The organism is Actimicrobium sp. CCC2.4, assembly GCF_034347385.1.
Taxonomy (GTDB): domain Bacteria; phylum Pseudomonadota; class Gammaproteobacteria; order Burkholderiales; family Burkholderiaceae_D; genus Actimicrobium.
Genome location: NZ_CP133777.1, coordinates 26079 through 51805 on the forward strand (window position 1 = coordinate 26079; position 25727 = coordinate 51805).

The 25727-nt window shown below is 58.8% G+C and carries 29 protein-coding genes and 1 tRNA gene; 12 read left to right on the forward strand and 18 right to left on the reverse strand.

Annotated elements, in window-relative coordinates; translation table 11 throughout:
• Positions 1-20 precede the first annotated feature (20 nt).
• The 9 genes from RHM62_RS00135 (at position 21) to RHM62_RS00175 (ending at position 11046) form a co-directional block, all read left to right on the forward strand.
• Positions 21-1412 carry a FecR domain-containing protein gene (locus tag RHM62_RS00135; RefSeq protein WP_322123596.1) on the forward strand — a complete coding sequence of 464 codons (1392 nt, stop codon included), beginning with the start codon at positions 21-23 and terminating at the stop codon, positions 1410-1412.
• 9 nt (positions 1413-1421) lie between these two features.
• On the forward strand, positions 1422-3761 hold the full coding sequence (locus RHM62_RS00140; RefSeq protein ID WP_322123597.1) for a CHASE2 domain-containing protein: 2340 nt from the start codon (positions 1422-1424) through the stop codon (positions 3759-3761).
• Positions 3762-3823: 62 nt separating this feature from the next.
• Positions 3824-5113 (forward strand): glutamyl-tRNA reductase, encoded by a 1290-nt coding sequence (gene hemA / locus RHM62_RS00145; RefSeq protein WP_322123598.1) that lies wholly within the window; start codon positions 3824-3826, stop codon positions 5111-5113.
• 72 nt (positions 5114-5185) lie between these two features.
• Positions 5186-6268 (forward strand): peptide chain release factor 1, encoded by a 1083-nt coding sequence (gene prfA, locus RHM62_RS00150; RefSeq protein ID WP_322123599.1) that lies wholly within the window; start codon positions 5186-5188, stop codon positions 6266-6268.
• A 73-nt stretch (positions 6269-6341) separates the two neighbouring features.
• Positions 6342-6818 carry a disulfide bond formation protein B gene (locus RHM62_RS00155; RefSeq protein ID WP_322123600.1) on the forward strand — a complete coding sequence of 159 codons (477 nt, stop codon included), beginning with the start codon at positions 6342-6344 and terminating at the stop codon, positions 6816-6818.
• 1 nt (position 6819) lies between these two features.
• Entirely contained in the window at positions 6820-7656 is an 837-nt protein-coding gene (gene prmC / locus RHM62_RS00160) for a peptide chain release factor N(5)-glutamine methyltransferase (RefSeq protein WP_322123601.1), read from the forward strand.
• Positions 7657-7722: 66 nt separating this feature from the next.
• A complete protein-coding gene (locus RHM62_RS00165) occupies positions 7723-10080 on the forward strand; it encodes a Tex family protein (RefSeq protein WP_322123602.1) in 2358 nt (785 codons plus the stop codon).
• A 56-nt stretch (positions 10081-10136) separates the two neighbouring features.
• Complete coding sequence (grxD, locus tag RHM62_RS00170; RefSeq protein WP_009665479.1) at positions 10137-10448, forward strand: Grx4 family monothiol glutaredoxin; 312 nt, start codon at positions 10137-10139, stop codon at positions 10446-10448.
• Between the two features lies 1 nt (position 10449).
• Positions 10450-11046 carry a UbiX family flavin prenyltransferase gene (locus RHM62_RS00175; RefSeq protein WP_322123603.1) on the forward strand — a complete coding sequence of 199 codons (597 nt, stop codon included), beginning with the start codon at positions 10450-10452 and terminating at the stop codon, positions 11044-11046.
• 60 nt (positions 11047-11106) lie between these two features.
• Here the strand turns inward: RHM62_RS00175 and RHM62_RS00180 are convergent.
• The 6 genes from RHM62_RS00180 to petA all read right to left on the reverse strand — a co-directional run bounded on the left by RHM62_RS00180 (position 11107) and on the right by petA (position 15307).
• Positions 11107-11182, reverse strand: a tRNA-Thr gene (locus RHM62_RS00180).
• Positions 11183-11211: 29 nt separating this feature from the next.
• The gene (locus RHM62_RS00185) at positions 11212-11712 is read right to left on the reverse strand and encodes a ClpXP protease specificity-enhancing factor (RefSeq protein ID WP_322123604.1); all 501 of its coding nucleotides are present in this window, start codon (positions 11710-11712) and stop codon (positions 11212-11214) included.
• Positions 11713-11808: 96 nt separating this feature from the next.
• On the reverse strand, positions 11809-12420 hold the full coding sequence (locus RHM62_RS00190) for a glutathione S-transferase N-terminal domain-containing protein (protein WP_009665482.1): 612 nt from the start codon (positions 12418-12420) through the stop codon (positions 11809-11811).
• Positions 12421-12503: 83 nt separating this feature from the next.
• On the reverse strand, positions 12504-13268 hold the full coding sequence (locus RHM62_RS00195) for a cytochrome c1 (RefSeq protein ID WP_322123605.1): 765 nt from the start codon (positions 13266-13268) through the stop codon (positions 12504-12506).
• Between the two features lie 18 nt (positions 13269-13286).
• Complete coding sequence (locus tag RHM62_RS00200; RefSeq protein ID WP_322125280.1) at positions 13287-14693, reverse strand: cytochrome bc complex cytochrome b subunit; 1407 nt, start codon at positions 14691-14693, stop codon at positions 13287-13289.
• Positions 14693-15307: a ubiquinol-cytochrome c reductase iron-sulfur subunit gene (petA, locus tag RHM62_RS00205; protein WP_322123606.1), complete on the reverse strand. Its 615-nt coding sequence runs from the start codon at positions 15305-15307 to the stop codon at positions 14693-14695. Before petA ends, RHM62_RS00200 begins: the two co-directional genes overlap by 1 nt.
• Before the next feature lie 299 nt (positions 15308-15606).
• On the opposite strand from petA, the gene mscL reads away from it, so the two are divergent.
• The 3 genes from mscL to RHM62_RS00220 all read left to right on the forward strand — a co-directional run bounded on the left by mscL (position 15607) and on the right by RHM62_RS00220 (position 17953).
• Positions 15607-16026: a large conductance mechanosensitive channel protein MscL gene (gene mscL / locus RHM62_RS00210; protein ID WP_322123607.1), complete on the forward strand. Its 420-nt coding sequence runs from the start codon at positions 15607-15609 to the stop codon at positions 16024-16026.
• A gap of 72 nt (positions 16027-16098) precedes the next feature.
• A complete protein-coding gene (locus tag RHM62_RS00215; protein WP_322123608.1) occupies positions 16099-17280 on the forward strand; it encodes a trypsin-like peptidase domain-containing protein in 1182 nt (393 codons plus the stop codon).
• 4 nt (positions 17281-17284) lie between these two features.
• On the forward strand, positions 17285-17953 hold the full coding sequence (locus tag RHM62_RS00220; RefSeq protein ID WP_322123609.1) for a DUF2461 domain-containing protein: 669 nt from the start codon (positions 17285-17287) through the stop codon (positions 17951-17953).
• Here RHM62_RS00220 and tatC read toward each other — a convergent pair.
• The 12 genes from tatC to RHM62_RS00280 all read right to left on the reverse strand — a co-directional run bounded on the left by tatC (position 17950) and on the right by RHM62_RS00280 (position 25715).
• Positions 17950-18714, reverse strand: coding sequence for a twin-arginine translocase subunit TatC (gene tatC / locus RHM62_RS00225; protein ID WP_322123610.1), 765 nt, complete (start codon positions 18712-18714; stop codon positions 17950-17952). The two genes, RHM62_RS00220 and tatC, sit on opposite strands and share 4 nt — an antisense overlap.
• Before the next feature lie 61 nt (positions 18715-18775).
• Positions 18776-19276 (reverse strand): Sec-independent protein translocase protein TatB, encoded by a 501-nt coding sequence (gene tatB / locus RHM62_RS00230; protein ID WP_322123611.1) that lies wholly within the window; start codon positions 19274-19276, stop codon positions 18776-18778.
• Positions 19277-19328: 52 nt separating this feature from the next.
• Complete coding sequence (gene tatA, locus RHM62_RS00235) at positions 19329-19565, reverse strand: Sec-independent protein translocase subunit TatA (protein WP_322123612.1); 237 nt, start codon at positions 19563-19565, stop codon at positions 19329-19331.
• 65 nt (positions 19566-19630) lie between these two features.
• Positions 19631-20002 carry a histidine triad nucleotide-binding protein gene (locus tag RHM62_RS00240; RefSeq protein WP_322123613.1) on the reverse strand — a complete coding sequence of 124 codons (372 nt, stop codon included), beginning with the start codon at positions 20000-20002 and terminating at the stop codon, positions 19631-19633.
• 54 nt (positions 20003-20056) lie between these two features.
• Positions 20057-20419: a phosphoribosyl-ATP diphosphatase gene (locus RHM62_RS00245; protein WP_322123614.1), complete on the reverse strand. Its 363-nt coding sequence runs from the start codon at positions 20417-20419 to the stop codon at positions 20057-20059.
• A gap of 91 nt (positions 20420-20510) precedes the next feature.
• A complete protein-coding gene (gene hisI, locus RHM62_RS00250) occupies positions 20511-20915 on the reverse strand; it encodes a phosphoribosyl-AMP cyclohydrolase (protein ID WP_009667856.1) in 405 nt (134 codons plus the stop codon).
• Entirely contained in the window at positions 20912-21676 is a 765-nt protein-coding gene (gene hisF / locus RHM62_RS00255) for an imidazole glycerol phosphate synthase subunit HisF (protein ID WP_322123615.1), read from the reverse strand. The genes hisI and hisF overlap by 4 nt, the downstream gene beginning before the upstream one ends.
• Entirely contained in the window at positions 21673-22467 is a 795-nt protein-coding gene (hisA, locus tag RHM62_RS00260; RefSeq protein WP_322123616.1) for a 1-(5-phosphoribosyl)-5-[(5-phosphoribosylamino)methylideneamino]imidazole-4-carboxamide isomerase, read from the reverse strand. Before hisA ends, hisF begins: the two co-directional genes overlap by 4 nt.
• Positions 22468-22523: 56 nt before the next feature.
• Complete coding sequence (gene hisH, locus RHM62_RS00265) at positions 22524-23162, reverse strand: imidazole glycerol phosphate synthase subunit HisH (RefSeq protein WP_322123617.1); 639 nt, start codon at positions 23160-23162, stop codon at positions 22524-22526.
• A gap of 38 nt (positions 23163-23200) precedes the next feature.
• The gene (gene hisB / locus RHM62_RS00270) at positions 23201-23809 is read right to left on the reverse strand and encodes an imidazoleglycerol-phosphate dehydratase HisB (protein ID WP_322123618.1); all 609 of its coding nucleotides are present in this window, start codon (positions 23807-23809) and stop codon (positions 23201-23203) included.
• The gene (hisC, locus tag RHM62_RS00275; protein ID WP_322123619.1) at positions 23793-24911 is read right to left on the reverse strand and encodes a histidinol-phosphate transaminase; all 1119 of its coding nucleotides are present in this window, start codon (positions 24909-24911) and stop codon (positions 23793-23795) included. Before hisC ends, hisB begins: the two co-directional genes overlap by 17 nt.
• Positions 24912-24938: 27 nt before the next feature.
• A complete protein-coding gene (locus RHM62_RS00280) occupies positions 24939-25715 on the reverse strand; it encodes a site-specific DNA-methyltransferase (protein ID WP_322123620.1) in 777 nt (258 codons plus the stop codon).
• Positions 25716-25727 lie beyond the last annotated feature (12 nt).

Here is a 25727-nt window from a genome sequence, read left to right on the forward strand (position 1 = left end):
AATTGCAGTGAAGAGAACGCATGCGTGCAACCACTACAGGCTGGGTCAGAATGGTCGTACTGGCGTCGGTTGCGCTGCTCTGCGTGCCACAAGCGCAGTCGGACGACGCGTCTGACGGCATCTCGGTCGGTGCCTCGGGCATTACCATCACCGCCCGCCAGGGCGACACCCTGTCATCGATCGCTACGCGATTTACCAGCGCCACGAGCAACTGGGTTGCACTCGGCAAGATCAACAACATCCTCAAAGACACCAGTATTCCGGTCGGCAGCGCCATCCTGATTCCGGCCGGCTTGCTGCCCGACGAACCGGCACAAGCGCACGTCACCACGCTGTCCGGCACAGTTACTGCGCTGGGAGCCGGCAATCAACCAGTGACGCTATCGATCGGTAGCCGCGTGGTCGAAGGCATGCACATCGAGACCGCCAATAACAGCTTCCTGACGCTGGGCTTGCAGGATGCGTCGCGCGTCTCCATTCCATCGAATACGCGCATCAGGTTGTCCATCCTGCGCATGGCCAGATACACCGGCAGTCCGCGCACCGAAATCACCATCCTGCGCGGCAAAGTGGAATCGCAGGTCAGCCCACTCGCTCCCCGCATGGGGCGCTACGAAATCCGTACGCCAATGGCCATGGCCGGCGTGCGGGGCACCCATTTCCGCGTCGGCCTGCAGGCCGGTGGCACGACCACCAATGAAGTGCTGTCCGGCATTGTCGAGGTCAGCCGGCTCACACCCGGCCCTGGCGTGAGCTTGCAGTCCGGACAAGGCAATATCGTCGGCAGTACGGTCGGTGCACCGGTGGCTCTGCTGGCGGCGCCGCAACTGGCTGACCAGGCCAGCCTGCAGAACGGCGGCATCGCCCAGTTCAAGGCTGTCACGCTGGCAGGTGCCGCCGCCTACCACTTGCAGATCGGTACCGACGCACAAGGTGAGGCCCCCTTCGCCGAAACCCGTTCCAGCGGCAATGCGATGTCGCTCAGCGGGGTCAGTGCCGGCGATTACTTCGTGCGTATTTCGGCCATCGATGCCCTTGGACTGGAAGGTTTTGCGCGTGTGGTGCCGGTCAGCCTGCGCCCGGCTCAGGCACCAACGCCATCGGCACCGACCGTCGACTCCAGCGATAGCAAGCAATTCCAGCTCAGCTGGCGCAGCCCGGCCGCGGCCGGATTCCATGTCCAGGTCGCCCGCGATGTCCAATTCAGCTGGCTCCAGTTCAATGCCACCACGACCAGGCCAACGCTGACGCTGCCACGCCCGCCGTTCGGCACTTACTTCGCCCGCGTACAAATCCGCAACGACGACGGCAGTACCGGACCATATTCGGCAACCCAGAGTTTTGTCGTGACCGATCAGTGGATCATCCACGAAGGCAATCCGGTCACCGCACAATCAGGCCGGGCGCGCTGACGCGTGGTCATGCGCGCCCGCTCCTTGCTGTCCCGGTCGCCACTGATGGCACTAAAAAATTATTTCGCGCTGCGCGAATGGGTCACCTTGCTGCTGGTGATGCTGTTACTGGCTGCCGGACTGGGATGGCAAAACGGTCTCGGGCGGCTCGATATGACGCTCTACGACCAGCTCATCACCGCCAGTGCGCGGCCGGCACGCGACGACATCATCATCGTTGCCATCGACGATTACAGCCTGGCCGAATTGGGCCGCTGGCCATGGCCGCGTGAATTGCATGCGCAGCTGATCGACCAGCTCAGCCTGGCAAAACCGCGCTCCATCGGCCTTGACGTGATCCTGTCAGAACCCGAGCGCGCACCACGGCTTGGCGATACGGCCTTGCAGGCGGCGATGGTACGCAGCAAGCGCGTGATCCTGCCCGTCGTCATCACCAACAACGGTGCCCGCCACATCGCCACGCCACCGATACCGGAACTGGCCGACGCCGCCCATGGCCTCGGCCACATCGGTCTGAATATCGATCCCGATGGCGTCGTGCGCAGCACATTTCTCGATGAAGCCGGCGAACACGGATCCTGGCCGCATTTTGCCGCAATGATAGGCGGCGACCAGCTGCCTGCTTACCCGCACCGCATCCGGCCAATGCTGATTCCGTACGCCGGCAGCAGCGGGCAGGTGATGTCGGTGCCGTATGCGGCAGTGCTGCGCGGCGAGGTGCCGGCGGACTTTTTTACGAACAAGTACGTGCTCGTGGGTGCCACCGCCGTCGGTCTGACCGATACCTATCCGACACCGGTCTCGGGTCAGGGCGGCGGCATGCCGGGGATTGAAATCAGTGCCAACATCCTCGCCAGCCTGCTCGATGGCCACACGCTGGTGGCAGCACGCCCGTGGCAAACCGCGTTGCTGAGCAGCCTGCCGGTGTTGCTGGCGATGCTGGGTTATTTGTTTCTGTCGCCACGCGCGGGCTTACTGGCGACTGCCGGATTACTGCTGACCAGTCTGGCCGGCGCATGGATGGCCTTCAGGCTGGGCGCCTGGATACCGCCGGCGGCAACCTGCATTGCACTGATCGTGGCCTATCCGTTATGGAGCTGGCGCCGGCTCGATGCCGCCATCAGCTATCTCGGCCAGGAATTCAGCCGGCTCGACAGCGAACCGCATTTGCTGCCCGAACTGGAGCGGCGCAAGCCACGCAGCGCCGATATCCTGGAGCGGCGCATCCAGGCCATGAAAAATGCGGCGCGGCGCGTCCGCGACCTGCGCAAGTTCGTCTCCGACAGTCTTGACAGCCTGCCGGATGCGACGCTGGTAACGACCGTCGATGGCTATGTGCTGCTGTCGAACAAGCACGCGGTGGATTATTTTGCCAGCGTCGGTTTCAGAAACGTCAATGGCGCATTGCTGCCGTATCTGTTTTCGACGCCGGGCCAGACCGTCCCGCATGCGTTCGACCATACCTTCGAAGGCCCGTTCGACTGGTGGGACTTACTCGATCCCCAGCGCGCCGCGACCTTCGCCGATGGCATCGGCTACCGCAACGAGGCCGGTGCCGAACTCCTGGTGCGCAGCGCACCATGCCGCTCGAACGACAATGTCCTGACCGGCTGGATCGTCAGCATCGTCGACATCTCGGCGATCAAGCTGGCCGAGCGCAGCCGGGATGAAACCCTGCGTTTCCTGTCGCACGATATGCGTACACCGCAGGCCTCGATACTGGCACTGCTGGAATTACAAGCCGATCCGGCATCGGCGCTGCCCGAAGCAGAGCTGTTCGCCCGCATCGACAAGGCGTGTCGCAAGACACTTGGCCTGGCCGATAATTTCGTCCAGCTGGCACGCGCCGAGTCGCATGAATACCGGCTCGATGAACACGACTTCCAGGATCTCGTGTTCGATGCCACCGATGAAATGTGGACCCTTGCCAATAGCAAGAAAATCACGATCCGCAACGAAGTCACCAGCGAGCTGTTTCCGGTCCGCGTCGATCGCGGGCTGATGACGCGGGCACTCGCCAACCTGCTCTCGAACGCGATTAATTACAGCCCCGAAGGCACGGTCATTACCTGCTCGCTGCGACCGCGAGCGACGCTACTCGGCACGCTGGTCGTGTGCGACATCACCGATCAGGGTTACGGTATCGCTGCGGCCGACCAGATCCGGATTTTCCGCCGCTTCCAGCGCGTCGATTTACCCAACCAACCCCGTCACGACGGCATCGGTCTTGGCCTGGTATTCGTCAAAACCGTCATCGAACGCCACCATGGAGAGATTTCATTCACCAGCAAGGTCGGGCTGGGTACGACCTTTACCGTAGTATTGCCGGTCATCAACGTGCACACCTGACCGGGCAACGGGCATCACACGCTATAATGGCCACTCACAAAGCAAGCCGGTCCACCCATACAATGCAACTGCTCGCCCTCGGACTCAACCACACTACCGCGCCGCTATCCCTGCGCGAAAAAGTCGCGTTCCCGACGGACCAGATCGGCCAGGCAGTCAGTGCAGCGCGGGCCTGGTTCGGCAAAGACGGTAATCTGCGTATCGGTGACGAAGCCGCCATCCTGTCGACCTGCAATCGTACCGAACTGTATGCCGCCAGCGATCTGCCGGGCGGCGCCGAAGCAGTGCTCGATTCAACCGGGCACTTCCTTGCCAGTTATCACAACCTGTCTTACTCTGAACTCCGTCCGTTCCTGTACGCACGCCCTCAAGGTGAAGCCGTACGACATGCTTTCCGTGTCGCTTCCGGCCTCGATTCGATGGTGCTGGGCGAACCGCAAATCCTGGGCCAGATGAAAGAAGCGGTACGCCAGTCCGATGCCGCCGGCGGACTCGGCACCTATCTGCATCAACTGTTTCAGCGCACCTTTTCGGTCGCCAAGGAAGTACGCAGCACCACTGAAATCGGCGCCCACAGTGTCTCGATGGCAGCGGCCGCGGTGCGCCTGTCGCAACGTATTTTTGACAGCATCAACGATCAGCATGTGCTGTTCATCGGTGCCGGAGAAATGATTGAATTGTGTGCAACTCATTTTTCCGCGCACAATCCCAAGTCGATCACGATCGCCAACCGGACCCTGGAACGCGGTCAGGCACTGGCCGAACGCTTCGGCGGCAAATCGATCCGGCTGGCCGAACTGTCCGGCAAACTGGCCGAGTTCGATATCGTTGTTTCATGCACTGCCTCGGCATTACCTATCCTCGGCCTGGGCATGGTCGAACGGGCCGTCAAGACCCGTCGTCACAAGCCGATGTTCATGGTCGATCTGGCCGTGCCGCGCGACATCGAACATGAAGTCGCCCGCCTCGATGACGTCTTTTTGTACACCGTCGACGATCTTGGCGCGGTAGTCCAGACCGGTGTCGAAAGCCGGCAGGCAGCGGTATCGCAAGCCGAATCCATCATCGACATCCGCGTGCAGTCGTTCATGCACTGGATCGATCATCGCGCGATGGTGCCGGTGATTCAGGAGCTGCACGAAACCAGCGAAGCGATGCGCCTGCATGAACTGGAGCGCGCCCACAAGCTGCTCGCACGCGGTGAAAATATCGACGTGGTGCTTGACGCCTTGTCGCGCGGTCTGACCGCCAAGTTCCTGCATGGCCCGCAACACGCGCTCAACAATGCCGAGGGGGACGAACGCGCTCGTCTCGCTGCGCTGCTGCCACAGTTGTTCCGCAATCGCCGCTAGCCGGTTCCACACTGCCCCTCGCTATGCCCTGCGCCGTCAGGCTACCGCCCCACCCGCTTTCCAGGACGTTCCATGAAACCATCGATGCTCGTCAAACTTGATCAGCTGGCCGACCGGCTGGGTGAACTCAATGAGCTGCTCACGCAAGAAGACCTGGCTTCGGACATGGACAACTATCGCAAGCTGACCCGCGAGCATGCCGAACTCGGCCCGCTGGTGGCGCTGTATGACAGTTTCCGTGTGGCCGAAGCCGACATCGCGACCGCGCACGACATGCTGGCCGATCCCGACATGAAGGATTTCGCGCAAGAAGAAATCCTCGCTGCGCGCGCCCGCACCGGACAGATCGAAGCCGACCTGCAAACCATGCTGCTGCCGAAAGACCCGAACGACGAGCGCAACCTGTTCCTCGAAATCCGCGCCGGTACCGGTGGCGATGAATCGGCGCTATTTGCCGGTGACCTGCTGCGCATGTACACACGCTATGCCGAACGCAATCGCTGGCAGGTCGAGATGGTATCGGAATCGAGTTCGGATGTCGGCGGCTACAAGGAAGTCATCGTGCGGGTCATCGGCAACGGTGCCTATTCGCGCCTGAAGTTCGAGTCCGGCGGCCATCGCGTTCAGCGGGTGCCGACCACCGAAACGCAGGGTCGCATTCATACCTCGGCCTGTACCGTGGCAGTGATGCCGGAAGTCGACGAGATCAGCGATGTCGATATCAATCCGTCCGACCTGCGCATCGATACCTATCGCGCCTCCGGTGCCGGTGGCCAGCACATCAACAAGACCGATTCGGCTGTGCGCATCACCCATCTGCCAACCGGCATCGTGGTCGAATGCCAGGACGACCGCAGCCAGCACAAGAACAAGGCCTCGGCCCTGAAAGTGCTGGCGGCGCGAATCAAGGATGCACAGGTGCGCGAGCAGCAATCGAAAGAAGCGGCTACCCGCAAGTCGCTCATCGGCTCAGGCGACCGCAGCGAGCGCATCCGCACGTATAATTTCCCGCAAGGTCGCATGACCGACCATCGTATCAACCTGACGCTGTACAAGCTCGACTTCATCATGGACGGTGATCTCAGTGACCTCACCGGTGCGCTGGCGGCGGAACACCAGGCTGAATTGCTGGCGGCGCTGGGTGACGACAATTGATTTCTGCCCGCTTAAGTTATCGTAGGGGCGACGCGCCCTTTTCCTTCTCGACTTTTCCTTGCTTGCCTACCTCATGAAAAATGCCAAACCCGTCCTGTTACTTGTCGCGCTAGCCTGCCTCGCGCTGCTCGGTGTCGCGCTCTATCTACAAGTCGTGGAGCGTATGCAACCCTGTCCGTTATGCATCATCCAACGCTATGCCTTCGCCGCAGTCGCGCTGATCTGCCTGGTGTTTGTCGTCCTGCCACGCGGCACCAGCGCTATCGGTGCGGGCTTCGCGGCGCTGGTAGCGCTGGCCGGTGCCGGCACGGCAGGCTGGCATCTGTGGGTCAAGGCCCATCCGGAAATCTCGTGCGGCATCGATCCGCTTGAAACCGCGCTCAACACGCTGGCACCGGCGAACTGGCTGCCGCTGGTCTTCAAGGCCGACGGGTTTTGTAGTACGCCGTATGCCCCGATACTCGGGCTGTCGATCCCGCAATGGTCGCTGGTCTGGTTTGTCGGCTTCGTGCTGATCCTGGGCCGGGTTGCCCTCAAGCGCGGTCGCTAGAATGCCACTGATCGTCGCCGGCGAGACCATCGAAGCCGCGCTGCGTCAGGCGGCACCGATTCTGGCGGAACGTCGCATCCTGCTGGGCCATGCACTCGGCCTGACGCGCATCGCACTCATCACCGGCAATGAACAGGTGCTGACATCGGCCCAGGCGCAACGGGTCTCGACGCTGTTTGCCCGCCGCATTGCCGGCGAGCCGATTGCTTATCTGGTCGGCAGCCGAGAGTTCTACGGCTTGCGCTTCGAGGTCACGCCGGCAGTGCTGATCCCGCGTCCGGAAACCGAGTTACTGGTCGAGCTGGCGATTGATCGCCTGCCACGCCAGGGTCGCGTGCTCGACATGGGAACCGGGTCCGGTGCCATCGCCGTGGCGCTCGCCTACAGCCGGCGCGATGCTGCCGTCAGCGCCATCGACCTCAGTGATGGCGCGCTCGCCGTAGCCCGCCGCAACGCCGCCCACCATGCCGTCCAGGTGCACCTGCAACGCAGCGACTGGTACGCGGCACTCGACGGCCAGTGCTTCGACATGATCGTGGCTAATCCTCCGTATATCGTCGACGGCGATCATCACCTGTCCGAAGGCGACTTGCGCTTCGAACCGGTCGATGCGCTGACCGATCATGCTGATGGACTGAGTGCGCTACGCCAGATCATCAGCGGCGCAACGGCGGCCCTCGCGCCGGCCGGCTGGCTGTTGATGGAACACGGTTACGACCAGGCCGCGGCGGTCTGTGCGCTGCTCGACGCCGCCCGATTCACTGATGTGCAGAGCTGGCCCGACCTGGCCGGCATTGCCCGTGTCAGCGGCGGACGCCGATGCAGTACCGCGCCGTAGCAGCGCATACCAATTCGTTTTCACTGCCTTCATTCACTGCTTGATTTTTACTTTTCCCGACACGCCATGCTGCCATCCATCGAACAACGCCTCGCCCTTGAACTAGTTGCCCGTCCGGCCCAGGTCGCCGCGGCCATTGCCCTGCTCGACGAAGGTGCGACCGTGCCGTTCATCGCCCGTTATCGCAAAGAAGCCACCGGCGGTCTCGACGATATCCAGTTGCGTCTGCTCGAGGAGCGCCTGCGCTATCTGCGTGAACTTGAAGCGCGTCGCAGCGCCATCGTCAGCGCCATCGAAGAACAGAACAAAATGACGCCGGCGCTGCGCGACATGATCCTGCACGCCGAAGACAAGACCCGGCTCGAAGACCTGTACCTGCCGTTCAAGCTCAAGCGCCGCACCAAGGCGCAGATCGCCGCCGAAGCCGGCCTGACCGAACTGGCCGACGCCCTGCTGGCGGACCCGCAGCTGGATCCGGAAGTCACTGCCGCGGCGTATCTGAAGCCGGCTTTCAGCACCGACAGCGGCGACAATCCGGGCGTCGCCGATACCAAGGCCGCGCTCGACGGCGCACGCCAGATTCTGATGGAACGCTTTGCCGAAGACGCGACCTTGCTGCAGGCGCTGCGCGAATACCTGACCGAACACGGCATCGTTGAATCGAAAGTCATTGACGGCCAGCAGGATGCCGGCGCCAAGTTCGCCGACTATTTTGACTACTCGGAAACGCTGGGAACGATCCCGTCGCACCGCGCGCTGGCGCTGTTCCGTGGCCGTCGCGAAGAAATGCTGACGGTTCTGCTGCGCCTTGATACCGAGCCGGAGAAACCGAAATGGGATGCTCCGCACAATCCCTGCGAAGGCCGTATCGCAGCGCGCTTCGGCGTGCGCCATCAGAACCGGCCTGCCGACAAATGGCTGGCCGACACCGTGCGCTGGGCCTGGCGTGTGAAGGTCTTCATGCATCTGGAAACCGAGCTGATGACCGGCCTGCGCGAGCGCGCCGAAGTCGAGGCGATTAACGTTTTTGCACTCAATTTGAAAGCGCTGTTGCTGGCCGCTCCGGCCGGTCAGCACGCCACGATGGGACTCGATCCGGGCTTGCGGACCGGCGTGAAGGTCGCCGTCGTCGATGCCACCGGCAAGGTCGTCGATACCAGTACGATTTATCCGCACCAGCCGCGCAATGACTGGGATGGTTCGCTGCACACGCTGGCGCAACTGGCAGAGAAACACAAGGTCACGCTGATTTCGATCGGTAACGGTACTGCCTCGCGCGAAACCGACAAGCTTGCACAGGACTTGATCAAGCTGCGCCCGGAACTGAAGATGACCAAGATCGTGGTGTCGGAAGCCGGCGCGTCGGTGTATTCGGCGTCGGAGTTTGCCTCGCGTGAATTGCCGGATATGGATGTCTCGATTCGCGGTGCCGTGTCGATTGCACGGCGCTTGCAGGACCCGCTGGCGGAACTCGTCAAGATCGATCCGAAGTCGATTGGCGTCGGCCAGTACCAGCATGATGTCGGCCAGACCCAGCTGGCACGCTCGCTCGATGCGGTGGTCGAGGATTGCGTCAATGCCGTTGGCGTCGATGTCAACACAGCCTCAGCACCACTGCTGGCGAGGGTGTCGGGGTTGAGCAGCAGCGTCGCACAAAGCATCGTCACTTACCGCGACCTGAAGGGTGCCTTCACATCGCGTGCGGCATTGCGCGACGTACCCCGCCTTGGCGACAAGACCTTCGAACAGGCCGCCGGATTCCTGCGCGTGACGGGCGGCGACAATCCGCTGGATGCGTCAGCCGTCCATCCGGAATCCTATGCGCTGGTGCAAAAAATTCTGGCCGATATCCAGAAGGATGTGAAGGCAGTGATTGGTGACGAGCGCTTGCTGAAGTCCCTCAATCCGGCGCGCTATGCCGATGACACGTTCGGGGTCCCGACGATCACCGACATCCTGAAGGAACTCGAAAAACCGGGCCGCGATCCACGTCCGGAATTCACTACGGCGACCTTCAAGGAGGGTGTTGAAGCGTTGCGGGATTTGCGTCCCGACATGATCCTCGAGGGCGTCGTCACCAACGTTGCCGCATTCGGTGCGTTCGTCGATATCGGCGTGCATCAGGATGGCTTGGTCCACATCTCGGCGCTGTCGAACACCTTTGTGAAAGATCCGCATAGCGTGGTCAAGGCAGGCCAGGTGGTGCGCGTGAAAGTGCTGGAAGTGGACGAAAAACGCAAGCGCATTGCGCTGACCATGCGCCTGACTGATAGTGCGCCAGTGGCAGGTGCCAAGGTCGAACAGCGCGCCGACCGCAACGATGCGAAGCGACTCTCGCAGCATCAGCATCAGCAGATGCAGCAGACCCGCCAGCCCGACGCCGGCAATGCGATGGCAGCGGCCTTTGCCAAACTCAAATCCTGATCAAGCAGGAGCAGCCCCTTTTTCCTATAATGACCAACCAAACTAGTGAGGTAAGCATGAGCGACGTTAAAACCTGGATTCAAGAGACCGTGACGCAAAACCCGGTCGTACTATTCATGAAGGGCACTGCCCAATTTCCGCAATGCGGTTTTTCGGGTCGCGCGATTCAGCTGCTGAAATCAAGCGGTGTCGAGAACATCGTCACGATCAATGTGCTGGACGACGCTGATGTCCGTCAGGGTATCAAGGACTATTCAAACTGGCCGACCGTGCCGCAGCTGTACGTCAAGGGCGAGTTCGTTGGTGGTACAGACATCATGAACGAGATGTTTGAATCCGGCGAACTGCAAACTCTACTCAAGGCCTGATGTGACGCCAGCAGGAACACCCAGAAGGCTGATCATCGCCATTACCGGAGCCACCGGATCGATCTATGGCGTGCGCCTGCTGCAGGTACTGCGCGACATCGGTGGCATCGAAACGCACCTGATGGTGTCCGAATCAGGCGTTCTGAACCTGCATCACGAACTCGACATGGACCGCAAGCAAGTTGGCGCATTGGCTGACGTGGTCCACAACGTGCGGGATGTCGGTGCCTCGATTGCGAGCGGATCGTTTCAGTCCGACGGCATGATCGTCGCGCCCTGTTCGATGAAGACGCTGGCCTCTGTGGCGATGGGGATGTCGGACAATCTGATCACGCGCGCCGCCGACGTGGTTCTGAAAGAGCGACGACGGCTGATCCTGATGGTCCGCGAGACACCTTTTAATCTTGCGCACCTGCGCAACATGACGTCGGTGACGGAAATGGGCGGCATCATCTTCCCGCCGCTGCCGGGTTTTTACCAGCGTCCGGCAAGCATCGCCGAGATGGTTGATCACACGGTAGGCCGGGTCCTCGACATGGTCGGTGTCACGCATCAGATGACGCCGCGCTGGAGCGGTTTGAAAGCTCACAACGCCTGAGCTTGTGAACGTCCCGAAATGCAAAAAGCCCGTGATCTTGATGATCACGGGCTTTTTAACTGGTGCCGATTGCAGGACTTGAACCCGCCACCCCATGATTACAAATCATGTGCTCTACCAGATGAGCTAAATCGGCGAAACTTGAACGAGCCGTATTGTACTTGATTATTTAATGCGCGTGAGGGTCGGACGACCGCCTTTTTTTGGCGGTTGTGGATCCTCACCGTCACTGCCGTTTTCCTGAGAAGCTGAAGGCACCGACGTCAACGTCGGACCGGTGCTCACCGGATCGGTCGCAGGACCGTTATGGCTATCGCCTGGCTCGGTGACTGTGTCGTCGTCCCGGGCTGGCAAGCGCGACACTTCAAACGCCATACCCTGTCCGTTTTCACGGGCGTAGATCGCAATAATGTTATCAACAGGGACCGAAATATCCCGCGACACGCCGCCAAAACGGGCACTGAAGCGGACCAGGTCATTGTCCATCTTCAGCGCGCTGGTCGCATCGAAACTAATGTTGAGAACGATCTCGCCATTCTTGACGAACTGCATTGGCACCTTGGTACTGGCATCAACCAGCACAGCCAGATAAGGCGTGTACCCGTTGTCGGTGCACCATTCGTAGATGGCACGTAGCAGGTAGGGCTTGGTAGAGGGTTCGGACATGGGATTCGGCTATATCTTATCGGTGAGACTGCTGGCCGCGCATCCCGCTCACTCACAAGCGGTATGCGCGAAAGCGCGTTGCGATTGAACGCAAGATCAGCGACGCATCACTTTTTCGGATGGGGTCAGAGCTTCGATATAGGCAGGACGCGAAAAAATCCGCTCGGCGTATTTCATCAATGGCGCAGCCGTTTTCGACAGCTCGATGCCATAGTGATCCAAACGCCAAAGTAGCGGCGCAACAGCAACATCGAGCATCGAGAACTCATCGCCCAGCATGTATTTGTTTTTCAGGAACAGCGGTGCCAGCGTGGTCAAGCGATCGCGAATTTCCTGGCGGGCTTTTTCCTGTAATTTCTCGGCACCCTTGGACTTGTCGTTTTCAAGCGTATGCACGTGAACAAACAGTTCTTTTTCGAAATTGAACAGCATCAACCGTGCACGGGCACGCATCAGCGGATCAGCCGGCATCAATTGCGGATGCGGGAAGCGCTCATCGATGTATTCGTTGATGATGTTCGATTCGTACAGGATGAGATCGCGCTCAACCAGAATCGGTACCTGACCATAGGGATTCATGGTCGAAATATCTTCCGGCTTGTTGAACAAGTCGACGTCGCGCACTTCGAAATCCATGCCTTTTTCAAACAGGACCAGGCGGCAGCGTTGTGAAAACGGGCAAGTGGTGCCCGAATAGAGAACCATCATTTTGTAGTTCCTTAGAAACAAAGGGGTGAGACGATGTCAGTCTCACCCCATCAAACCTGCCCGCAACGTGCGGGCCAGACAACTTACTTGACTTCTTTCCAGAACGACGCATTCAGACGCCAGACGATGACGACGAACACACTCATGAACAGCAGAACGATAACCCCGAGGCGACGGCGCTGATTTTGTGCCGGCTCGCCCATCCAGCTCATGAAACCAACCAGATCACCGATAGCCTGGTCGTATTCGATGGCGCTCATCTTGCCCGGTTTGAGTTGCGTGAAACCGGCAAACTGATGCTCAATTTTCGACTCATCATGCGGATCTTTGATCTCGACGTATTTGGCCGCGCGGGTGCCTTGAAGTTCCCACAATACATGCGGCATCGCGGTGTTCGGATATGCCAGGTTGTTCCAACCTGTTGGCCGGCTCTCGTCCTTGTAGAACGTGCGCAAGTAGGTGTACAGATAGTCCTCCCCTGAGCCCGCACCGGAAGACTTCGCCCGCGCCATGACTGACAAGTCAGGTGGTACCACGCCAAACCATTCTTTGGAATCCTTCGGTGCCATCGACACCTTCATCAGATCGCCGACCTTGTCGGTGGCGAACAGCAGGTTGGCCTTGATTTGATCTTCGCTCAAGCCGATGTCGCGCATCCTGTTGTAGCGCATTGACGCTGCCGCATGGCAGTTCAGACAATAGTTAACAAACAGTTTGGCACCATGCTGCAGCGAACTCAGGTCAGTAGAGTGGTCCGGCGCACGGTCCAGCTTCGGACCGCCTTCATTCGCCAGAGCCAGTGCCGGCACGAATGCCAACACCAATATCAATTTTTTAAACAGTTTCATTCTTGATCCCTTGGCGAATTAGTGCGGGTGGAACGTGACACGTTTCGGCACGGGCTTGAATTTTCCGGCGGCACTCCACCAAGGCATCAGGAGGAAGAAGCCAAAGTAGATGAAGGTGCATATCTGCGATACCAGCGTCCGGCCGTCCGTTGGTGGCAATACGCCAAGGTAACCAAGGACCAGGAATGAAATTCCGAAAAGAATGTACACATATTTGTGCCAGGTTGGACGATAGCGAATCGACCTGACTTCGGAATGATCCAGCCACGGCATACCAGCCAGTATGAGTACCGAAGCACCCATCAGCACCACACCGAAGAACTTGGCATCAAGCACAAACATCGAAGCAATTGCCACCAGTCCAATGACTGCCGATGCCGCCTTGGCCAATCCGGTCAGACGCGACTTCAGGATCAGTAGCGCGACATAGCCTGCCACCGCCACCATCATGGCGTAAAGGAACTGCGACGTCGTTGCCCGCAGCACCGAGTAAAACGGCGTGAAATACCAGACCGGCGCAATGTGCGGAGGCGTCTTGAGCGAGTCAGCAGGCAGGAAGTTGTTGTACTCAAGGAAATAACCACCCATTTCAGGAGCAAAGAAAATCACTGCGCTGAAAATCGTCAAGAAAATCGATACGCCGAACAAATCGTGAACCGAGTAGTAGGGATGCGAAGGAATGGCATCGAGCGGGTGGCCATCGGGGCCCAATGTGTCCTTGACTTCAATTCCGTCAGGATTATTCGAACCGACTTCATGCAACGCGATCAGATGCGACACAACCAGGCCGAGCAGCACAAGTGGAATGGCGATCACGTGAAACGCGAAGAAGCGGTTCAACGTCGCGTCGGACACTACATAGTCACCGCGGATCCACAGGGACAAGTCCGGACCGATGAAAGGAATCGCGCCGAACAAGTTAACGATAACCTGGGCGCCCCAATATGACATCTGGCCCCAAGGCAGCAAATAGCCAAAGAAGGCCTCGCCCATCAAGCACAAAAAGATTGCCACGCCAAACAGCCAGATCAACTCGCGCGGCTTGCGATACGAGCCGTACAGCAATGCACGGGTCATGTGCAAATAGATGATGATGAAGAACGCGGAGGCGCCGGTTGAGTGCATGTAGCGCACCAGCCAGCCCCATGGGACGTCGCGCATGATGTATTCAACGGAGGCGAAGGCCAGATTGGCATCCGGTTTGTAGTGCATGACCAGGAAGATACCGGTCACGATCTGCATCACCAGCACCAGCATTGCCAGCGAACCGAAGATGTAGAACCAGTTGAAGTTTTTCGGCGCGTAGTACTGGCCCCATTGATCGTTCCAGAGCTTGGTCAACGGAAAGCGCGAATCGACCCAGTTCAGGGCCTTGTCTGCCATAGGCGCATTGGCCGGCAGTTTTTTCTCGTGAAACGCCATGATTACGCCTCGCCTTTCTCGTCTTTGCCGATAACAATCTTGCCATCGCCAACAAACATGTGACGCGGCACCTGGAGATTGTCAGGTGCGGGTTTGTTCTTGTAGACACGCCCTGCGAGGTCGAAGGTCGAACCGTGGCAGGGACATAAGAAACCACCTTCCCAGTCATTGGGTAACGACGGCTGCGGACCTGGCTGGAACTTGGTTCCCGGCGAGCAGCCCAGATGGGAGCAAATGCCGACGGCAACCAGTATGGTTGGCTTGATGGACCGGAATTCATTGCGCGCATATTCCGGGGTCAGCTCATCCTTGTTACGCTCGGAGTGAGGATCGGCCAGTTCATTGTCGTTTTTCGTATCTTTCAGCGACGCCATCATGTCTGGAGTACGCTTCAGAATCCATACCGGCTTGCCGCGCCATTCCACTGTCTTCATCTCGCCAGCCACCAGGCTGGAAATATCGACTTCCACCGATGCCCCGGCGGCTTTAGCCCGCTCGGACGGTGCAAATGTAGAAACCAGTGCTCCTGCGGTTGCCAATCCTGCTACCCCACCTGCCGCGCACGTCGCGACGAGCAAACCACGTCGACCGGAATCGACCTGCTTTTCGTTACTCATACCAACCCCAATCAGTCAAAATGCGAATTCCGTTAGAAACTTCTAGCAACCGCAGATTATATCGGAGGCCACAGTCCTTTTAAAGCAATTACACGTTCCCCGCGGTATTTTAACGGAGTTTTCAGGGGACTCTTTCGAGTTGACGACTGATTTTTTAGTTCCATGCCAAACACCATCCCAACAGCAATTAATTTAGACGACGGCTTAACCTGGAGCACAACGGCAAGGCAAATACCGCATGACGTCCGGCAAACGGCAACGGTACAATCCAAATTTTGACAACAATCTGAGGAGAAAACATGGGCATGATGCAAGAATTCAAAACATTCGCCACCAAGGGCAACGTCATGGACCTCGCGGTCGGGGTCATTATCGGCGCGGCATTTGCCAAAATTGTGGATTCCGTCGTGCAGGACTTAATCATGCCGATTGTCAGCACGATTTTTGGCGGTCTCGATTTCGCGAATTACTACATTCCGCTGAACGGTCAGGGAATGCAGTTATCATTGTCCGAGGCAAAAAAGGCAGGTGCAGTGCTTGCCTACGGAAACTTCCTTACCATATCGATCAATTTTCTGATTCTGGCTTTTATCATTTTTCAGATGATCCGACTGGTAAATGCCGCCCGACGCAAGCAGCCTGCACCGGCACCGGCGCCTACCGTCACACCCGAAGATGTACTTTTATTACGGGAAATCCGCGATGCCTTGCGCAAATAAGACTGTGCTCATCCGATCTCTCCGCGTTCATTCCTGACAATCCTTTTTACTAACGACCCCCCACCCTCATTTATGCGACGTCTCTGGCTCCTGTTTGCCCAAACCGCTACCGTAGCACTTGCTCTCTGGTTTATCGTTGCAACGCTCAAACCCGAGTGGTTGAACAACTTGCCCGGCGCGTCCCGGCAAGTACGATTAGGCACCTCGACAGTAGCAATACACGAGGCACCAGCCAATGCATCGCCCGCAGTCCAGGGATCCTATCGGGATGCGGCCCGACTAGCGATGCCATCGGTGGTCAATATCTATACGACCAAAGGAGCCAGGCAAGCACGTAATCCGATGCTCGATGACCCCTTCTTCCGGAAATTCTTTGGCGAACGTCCCGAGCAGGATGAAAAACAAGTCAGCCTCGGCTCCGGTGTCGTCATCAGCTCGCAAGGCTACATTCTGACCAATAACCATGTGGTCGAAGCGGCAGACGAGATTGAGGTCGCGTTCGCAGACGGGCGCAAGGCCGTCGCAAAAGTCGTTGGTGCTGATCCGGAGACAGACCTTGCCGTAGTCAGGGTGGACCTGCAAAACCTGCCGGCGATCACGCTCGGACGTATCGAGCAAAGCATGGTCGGCGACGTGGTGCTCGCCATTGGCAATCCATTCGGCGTCGGCCAGACGGTCACCATGGGCATCATCTCGGCACTTGGCCGGAATCACCTCAATATCAATACCTTTGAAAACTTCATCCAGACCGATGCAGCAATCAACCCGGGCAACTCCGGCGGCGCGCTGATCGACACGAATGGCAACCTGCTCGGCATCAATACCGCAATCTATTCCCGCAGTGGCGGATCGCTTGGTATCGGCTTTGCCATTCCAGTCAGCACGGCAAAGATGGTCACGGAATCGATCATCAAGACCGGCTCGGTGGTGCGGGGCTGGATTGGTGTCGAGCCGCAGGACATCACGCCGGAACTGGCCGAAAGCTTTGGCCTGAATCGTAAATCCGGCGCCATTATCGCGGGAGTCCAGCGCAATGGCCCGGCCGACCGCGCGGGCATGCGTCCGGGCGATATTCTCGTAGCCGTCGAAGGCAAGCCGGTCACCGACACCACTGAAATGCTGAATCTGATCGCCCAACTTAAGCCGGGCATCAAAGCCAACATGACCGTACAGCGCAAGTTGCAGGAGACCACGCTGGAGGTCACCGTGGGCAAGCGGCCGAAACAGCAGGTACGCCCGATCGACAGCGAATAAGCACATGCATCTTCGCGACCTGACCCAATTCCTTGCCGAGCTTTCCGACAATAACAACCGTGCCTGGTTTGTCATGAACAAGCCACGCTACGACATCCTGCGCGCCGAATTTCTCGAGCTGGTGACCGGCCTGATTGCGGCAATGACGCGATTCGATCCGCTGGTGGCCGATTGCAATCCCAAGAAAGCCCTCTTCCGCATTAACCGTGACATGCGGTTTTCGCACGTCAAGATCCCGTACAAGACGACGTTTTCAGCGGCAATTATTCCGAATGGAATGAAAAAGCCCAGCCAGGGCGGCGGGCCTTCGTACTACTTCCAGATTGATGCAGCGGGGAACTTGCTGGTGGCAGGTGGCGAATACATGCCGCCTGCCGATCGGCTCCGGATGATCCGGCAGCATGTGCTTGCCGATCCGGGTGGTCTGGCCAAGGTCTTGAAGAGCAAGAATTTTGATAGGCGGTATGGTGGTTTGCAGCAGGAAGGAAAACTGACACGCCCGCCAAAAGGTTTCGATGCCGGCGAACCGCAAATCGAGACGATCAAACTGAAGAACTTTATCGCCTGGAGCGCGACGGGCCTGACAGGTAGCTCCCCGGCGACGCTGGAAAGCGATCTGACCAGTGCCTTCAAGGATGTGCAGCCACTGATCCAGTGGCTGCGTGAGGCTTAGGCCTCCGGCAAATCTTCCGGGGCTTTGGTCATGCGTGCGAACATCGGTGCGATGAGCAAGCCCACCTCGTACAGAATGCACAGAGGGACGGCGAGCAAGAGCTGGCTCATGATATCCGGCGGTGTCACAACGGCGGCCAGCACGAACGCGCCGACGATCACGTAGGGGCGGACCTCGCGCAGCTTTTCTACCGAGACGATGCCCATACGGACTAGCACGATCACGACGATGGGCACTTCGAAGGTCAAGCCGAACGCAATGAACATCGTCATCACAAACCCGAAATAGGCATCGATATCCGGCGCAACTGAAATCGACTTCGGCGCGAAGTTATTGACGAACTTGAAGACGATGCTGAACACGAGGAAATAACAGAACGCCACGCCGGTCACGAACAGCACCGACGATGAGACCACCAGCGGCGCAATCAGTTTTTTCTCGTGTGAGTACAGGCCGGGCGCGACGAACGCCCATAGCTGATAGAGCACCCACGGCAACGCAATCATGAACGCCACCAGCAAGGTCACCTTGACCGGAATCAGGAATGGCGTGATGACGCCGGTGGCTATCATGCGGCTGCCGGCAGGCAGTGCAACCATCATCGGATACGCCAGCAGATCATAGATATCGCCAGCCCATGGCATCAGGCACAGGAACACCACGATCACGGCAATCGAGGCCTTGAGGATCCGATTGCGTAATTCGATCAGGTGCGAAATGAAGGTGTCTTGCAACCCCTCCGACTGGATATCTGGATTCATGATGGGATGCCGGGAACAAAAAATAGTAGAGAGAAACAATCACCGCAACGGATGCCGTCCGTCACGAAAAAAAACCGTTACCAGCGGTGCCTGATGGCCGGTATCTGGCAACCCGTGCAGCACCGGACATCACATGTGACTTGCGACCGTTCTGATGCTTGTACCAGCCAGGCAATGCTGAATTGCGCGCCAGTTTTTTCTTGCGGAACAGCTTTGCCTTGACGGCAACCTGGTCCGGCGTCGGGGTATCGCGTAAGGCGTTATCGTCATAAGTCGTCGTACCGGTCCAGGCCGATTGCATCGAACTGCCGACCTCGTTCACGCTCTTTGAGATGCTCTGACTGACATCACTGGCAGCCTCTTGCACATCCTTGTGCATCTTGCGCAATTCGTCGAGTTCGATCTCACGGCTGACTTCGGATTTGACCTGCAAAATATAACGCTGCGCGCGCCCGTACAAGGTACCGGCCATGCGTGCGACACGAGGGAGTTTTTCCGGGCCGATGACGACCAGGGCAACTACGCCTATCAAGGCAATCTTGGTAAGACCGAGATCTATCATGTGGGGGAGTCAGGGCGAACCGGACCGGCTGGCAAACTCAGCCGGCACCGTATCAGCTCTTCGTCTTCTCTTTCGCGTCTACGTCGATGGTGGCCTTGTCGCCCGACTTGGCGGTGGAGGTTTTGTTTGCGTCAGCGGCCTCGGCTTCTTCGTCGCCCTTAACGCCATCCTTGAAACCTTTGACGGCCTTGCCGAGGTCGGACCCCATGCTACCGATTTTTTTGGTACCGAAAACAAGCATCACGATGACCAGAACGATCAACCAATGCCAGATACTGAATGAACCCATGATGATTTCTCCTTGCGTATGCAAACGTACTACGATGATTTGATGGTTGGGTTAAGGGCTAAGGCTTAGCGTTGTCCGCGCCAGGGCTTCGGACCGCCAATCACATGCAGGTGCAAATGGTACACCTCCTGACCGCCATCAGGGCCGGTGTTAAAAAGGGTCTTGAAGCCACCGCTGGCAACGCCATCGCTATCGACCGCGTAAGTGCAACCCTGCTCTGCAGCAAGCCTTGGTGCCAGCAGCAGCATCTTGGCCAGCAAGGCAGCATGCCCGGTCGTGCAATCGGCCAGTGTGGCGACATGCTGCCGCGGAACGATCAGAAAATGTACCGGCGCGGCAGGATGGATATCCAGGAAAGCCACCACGTCGTCGTCCTCGTAAATCATGGTGGACGGAATCTGTTTCGCAGCGATCTTGCAGAAAAGGCAGGCACTCATGCAGTTACTCCGGCAGGGGATAAGTTGTTGCTGGCGAACGGGTCGGCGACCCGTTCAATCGCCGTTTTTTTCGCGCTCGATCAATTTGCGATTGGCTTTTTCTTCGATGCCGGACAAGCCTTCGCGACGCGCCAGCTCATCGAGCACCTGCTGCGGCGTCAGGTTAAATTGCGCCAGCATGATCAGCGAATGGAACCATAGGTCGGCACATTCATAAATCACCTTGCTGGTATCGCCATCGACCCGCGCATCCTTGGCCGCCATGACGGTCTCGGTGGCTTCTTCGCCGATTTTTTTCAGGATCGCATCGTCGCCCTTCGAAAACAGCCGCGACACATACGATATGTCCGGATCACCGCCGTTAGCCAGCTTGCGACTTTCGATGACGGCAGCCAGTCTTTGCAATGTATTACTCATGGAATCTCTCAGTGATGGCCTGCAAGCCATCGCGACCTGTGTCTTGCATGGAATATCGGTACGAGCAGCGCAACTGTGCTGCGCTCCCGCGTTATTTGTAAATGCTGGCCGGATCCACCAGAACCGGGTCCGCGCTGACCCACTCGCCGTCGCCAACCGTGCCTTCGAACTTCTGGAAAAAACACGAGTGCCGCCCTGTGTGACAAGCGATATTGCCCGTTTGTTCCACCTTCAGCAGCACCACGTCTTCATCACAGTCGAGACGAATGTCATGGACTTTTTGCGTGTGTCCGGACTCTTCTCCCTTGTGCCACAGCTTCTTGCGCGAACGGCTCCAGTACACCGCTTCGCCCGACTCGACCGTGCGCTCTAGCGCATCGCGGTTCATCCATGCAAACATCAGGACGTCATTCGAACCGAGTTCCTGCGCGATCACCGGCACCAGGCCGTACTCGTCCCACTTGACCTTGTTGAGCCACTTCGCCTTGATACTCATGTCAATCTCACCGCTATCTGTTGTGCCGCCATGAACTGCTTGGCTTCGGCAATTGTGTGTTGACCATAATGGAAAATACTCGCGGCCAGAACCGCATCGGCCTTGCCGATCCTGACGCCATCGGCGAGGTCTTGCAGGCCGCCCACGCCGCCGGAGGCAATCACCGGAATAGTGACGGCATCGGACACGGCCGCCGTCAGCGCCAGATCAAACCCGCTGCGCGTGCCATCGCGATCCATGCTGGTGAGCAGCAACTCGCCGGCACCGAACGCAGCCATTTTTTTGGCCCACTCGATCACGTCCAGCCCGGTAGCCTTGCGCCCGCCATGCGTGAAGACTTCCCACTTGCCATCGCCACTGCGCTTGGCATCGATCGCCACAACGATGCATTGCGAACCGTGTTTTTGAGCGGCATCGAACACCAGTTGCGGATTGCTGATCGCCGAGGAATTGATACTGACCTTGTCGGCACCGGCATTGAGCAGACGGCGCACGTCCTCGACCACGCGCACGCCGCCACCGACGGTCAGCGGAATGAAGACTGTCGAGGCCACCGCTTCGATGATGTGCAGGATCAGGTCGCGTCCGTCCGAGGTCGCGGTGATGTCGAGGAAGGTGATTTCATCGGCACCCTGCTCATCGTAGCGCCGGGCGATTTCGACCGGATCGCCGGCATCGCGCAGCTCGAGAAAGTTGATGCCCTTAACGACGCGGCCAGCCGTGACATCGAGGCACGGAATGATGCGCTTTGCCAGTGTCATGGGGTACCGGGGATCGCTTGATCCAGCCCGGCCGTGAGCGTGTCGGCACGCTCTTGTGCCGAACGCAAATCCAGCGTGCCCTCGTAAATCGACCGGCCGCAGATGACGCCCTCGATGCCTTCGCCCTGCACTGCGCACAGCGCTTCGACATCCTTGATGCTATGCACGCCACCGGAAGCGATCACTGGAATCGTCATGCTTTGCGCCAGCTTGACGGTGGCTTCCATGTTGATACCGCCCATCATGCCGTCGCGGCCGATGTCGGTGTAGATGATGGCTTCGCAACCGTAGTCTTCGAACTTGCGGGCCAGGTCGATGACTTCGTGGCCGGTAAGTTTGCTCCAGCCATCGGTGGCGACCTTGCCGTCGCGTGCGTCGAGTCCGACGATGATCTGGCCCGGAAAGGCGCTACAAGCATCATGCAGGAAACCCGGATTCTTGACCGCGGCAGTGCCGATGATGATGTAACTCAGGCCACCGTCGAGATAGCGTTCGATGGTATCGAGGTCGCGGATACCGCCACCGAGCTGGACCGGAATTTCATCGATACCATTGGCTTCAGCGTAATCGCGTACAGCCTGGATGATGGCCTTGACGGCGCTTTCGTTTTTCGGCTTGCCGGCAAAGGCGCCATTGAGGTCGACCAGATGCAGGCGACGGGCACCCTGCTCAAGCCAGTGGCGCGCCATCGCGCCCGGGTCTTCGGAAAATACGGTGGCCTGGTCCATGTCACCTTGTTTGAGGCGAACACAGTGACCGTCTTTGAGATCGATAGCGGGAATGAGCAACATGGCTGTTGAGTAAGTAGATAAAAAATGTGGATGACAAGCGATCGGCACGACCGCGCTCAGGGATTCCAGTGCACGAAATTCTTGTAGAGCTGCAGACCGGCCGAGGCACTTTTTTCGGGATGGAACTGGGTCGCGAAAATATTATCACGCGCGACCGCACAGGCAAACGCCGCGCCGTACAAGCTTTCGCCGGCGACATGCGACGGTTCGGCAGGCCGGGCGTAATAACTGTGCACGAAATAGAAATAACTCTGGTCGGGAATACCTTCCCAGAGCGGATGTGCGATCGTCTGGCGAACCCGGTTCCATCCCATTTGCGGCACCTTGAAACGCGAACCGTCTTCCTGCAACTGGCCATCGAGCTGGAACTTGACGACCTTGCCTGGCAATAAGCCCAGACCCGGCGTATCGCCTTCTTCGCTCCAGTCGAACAGCAATTGCTCGCCGACGCAGACACCGAGCAGCGGCTTGTTACGCACGGCGGCAAGCAAGGCGTCCTGCAAGCCCGACTCGCGCAGGCTGCGCATGCAATCCGGAATCGCGCCCTGCCCCGGCAAGACCAGCCGGTCAGCGGTCACGATATCCTGCACGTCGCCCGAAATCCGCACATCGGCGTCCGGTGCCACATGGCGCAAGGCTTGCGCTACCGAGCGCAAATTCCCCATGCCGTAATCGACTACTACAATTTTGTTCATGCTTGAAGGTCTGACATCAATGAAAGAAAAGCTGCCAATTAGAGCGAACCTTTGGTCGACGGAATCGTACCGGCCGAGCGCGGATCGCGTTCGGCGGCCATGCGCAATGCACGACCGAACGCCTTGAACACGGTCTCGCATTGATGATGGGCATTGTCACCGCGCAGGTTGTCGATGTGCAGCGTGACCAGTGCGTGATTGACGAAACCCTGAAAGAACTCGTGCACCAGATCGACATCGAATGCACCGATCATGGACCGCGTGAAAGGCACATTGAATTCGAGCCCCGGACGACCGGAACAATCGATCACGACGCGCGACAGCGCCTCATCGAGCGGCACGTAGGCATGGCCGTAGCGACGCACGCCTTTCTTGTCGCCGATGGCCAGCGCGAAGGCCTGACCGATCGTGATGCCGATGTCCTCGACCGTGTGATGCGCGTCGATGTGCAGGTCACCGTCGCATTCGACATCAAGGTCGAACAGGCCATGACGGGCGATCTGATCCATCATGTGATCAAGGAACGGCACGCCCGAGTTCAGGCTTTGACGTCCGGACCCGTCGAGGTTGATCGTGACGCGGATCTTGGTCTCGTTGGTGTTGCGCGTGACAGCGGCGATGCGCTGGAGTTCAGGTGCGGTTGGCATGGTGCGGTCCAGATGACGATGAGAGGGAGGCGGAAATTGCGGCCAGGAAGGAGGCGTTCTCTTCCGGCGTGCTGACGGTAATCCGCAGGCAATCTTCCAGCAGAGCGTGCATTTTACCTACATTTTTAACCAGTACTTTGCGGGCCAGCAGATCGGCAAAAACATCGTCGCCGGTTTTGCCCTTGCCGCGAATCCGGATCAGCAAGAAGTTGGCGGCCGACGGGAACACTTCGACGCCCGGCAGGGCTGCGAGCGCCGCTCCGAGGACGGTGCGCTGCTCGCGCAGGATCGTGGCCTGCGCGGCCAACATGTCGGTATGTTCGAGCACGAATTCGGCGGCGGTCTGCGTCAGCACGTTGATGTTATAAGGCGGACGCACCTTGTCGAATTCGGCCAGCAAGGCCGCACTGCCCGACATGTAGCCAAGGCGGATGCCGGCCAGTCCGAGCTTGGAGACGGTGCGCATGACCAGCAGATTATCGAACTCGGCCAGGCGCGGCATGAAGCTGGCCGGCGCAAAGGGCTGGTAGGCTTCATCGACGATGACGACACCGCTATCGCCGACCGCCTGCAGGATCGCAACGATGTCGTCGGCCTCGAACATTGTGCCGGTCGGGTTGTTCGGGTACGCCAGATACGTAATCGCCGGCCGGTGCTGAACGATCGCTGCCAGCATCGCCGGCAAGTCCAGCGTCAGGTCGGCCTGCAGCGGCACGCCGACAAATTCCATGCCGGCGAAGCGCGCCGACATCGCGTACATCACGAAGCCCGGCACTGGTGCCAGCACTTTTGCCCCCGGTCGCGCACAGGCTACCGACACCATCGCAATCAATTCATCGGAGCCATTCCCAAGCACGACATCGAAGCCGGCCGGCACGCCGAAGCTGGCGCACAGACTGGCTTTGAGCGTGGTGTAGCTCGGCACCGGATAGCGGTTCATTGCGACGTCGGCCAGCCGCGCACCGAGTGCTGCACGCAATTGCGCCGACAGCTGGTACGGGTTTTCCATCGCATCGAGCTTCAGGAAGCCGTCGGCATCCTGGACGTGATACGCCGACAGCGCACGGACTTCGGGGCGGATGATATTTTCGATTAACGACATGATAGAGGTCCGTAAGCTAGGTAAAAATCAGGCTGCAACTTGCGCGTTGGTATCGAGTTGCGCGAGTCGCTGCGCAATCATCGCGCAATAATCAGCATTGAGTTCGAAGCCGACAAACTGGCGGCCCGTGCGTTTTGCGGCAACCGCCGTGGTGCCGCTGCCCATGAACGGATCGAGCACGATGCCGCCCGGCGGACACGATGCCTTGACCATGCGCTCAATGATTTCAAGCGGCTTCTGGGTCGGATGATCGGCGCGCTCGCGGTGTTCGCGGTGCAGGCGCGACACGCTCCAGACATCCTTCGGGTTGTAGCCCAGCTCCAGCCATTTCGCGCCGACAAAAATCGAGCGCGAACGGGCTTTCTTGGTGACCGCATCGTACGCAATCCGGATCGCGTCGAGGTCGAAATAGTAGTCCTTGCTGTTGGCGAAAAAACCGATCGTGTCATGCACCGAGGAATACTTGCGCACCGTGCCGCCCATCGATGGCACGCGACGATCCCAGATAATTTCGTTGACCATCGTCATGCGCTGCTTCAGGAGCACGAAAATTTCCGGCGAATAGCGCCAGGTCAGGAAAATGTACAGGCTGCCGTTGGGCTTGAGCTTGGGCAGCGCGGCGTCGATCCAGCATTCCATCCAGGCCAGATACTCGGCAGTCGCCAGCTTGTCCGAATCATTGCCATAATCCTTACCCAGCCCGTACGGCGGATCGGCCAGAATCAGGTCGATCGCACCATCGGGAATGCGTGCCAGTCCTGCCAGCGCGTCTTCGCAAAAGACCTGGTTGTGCCAGTCAGCCACGACGCGATCCGG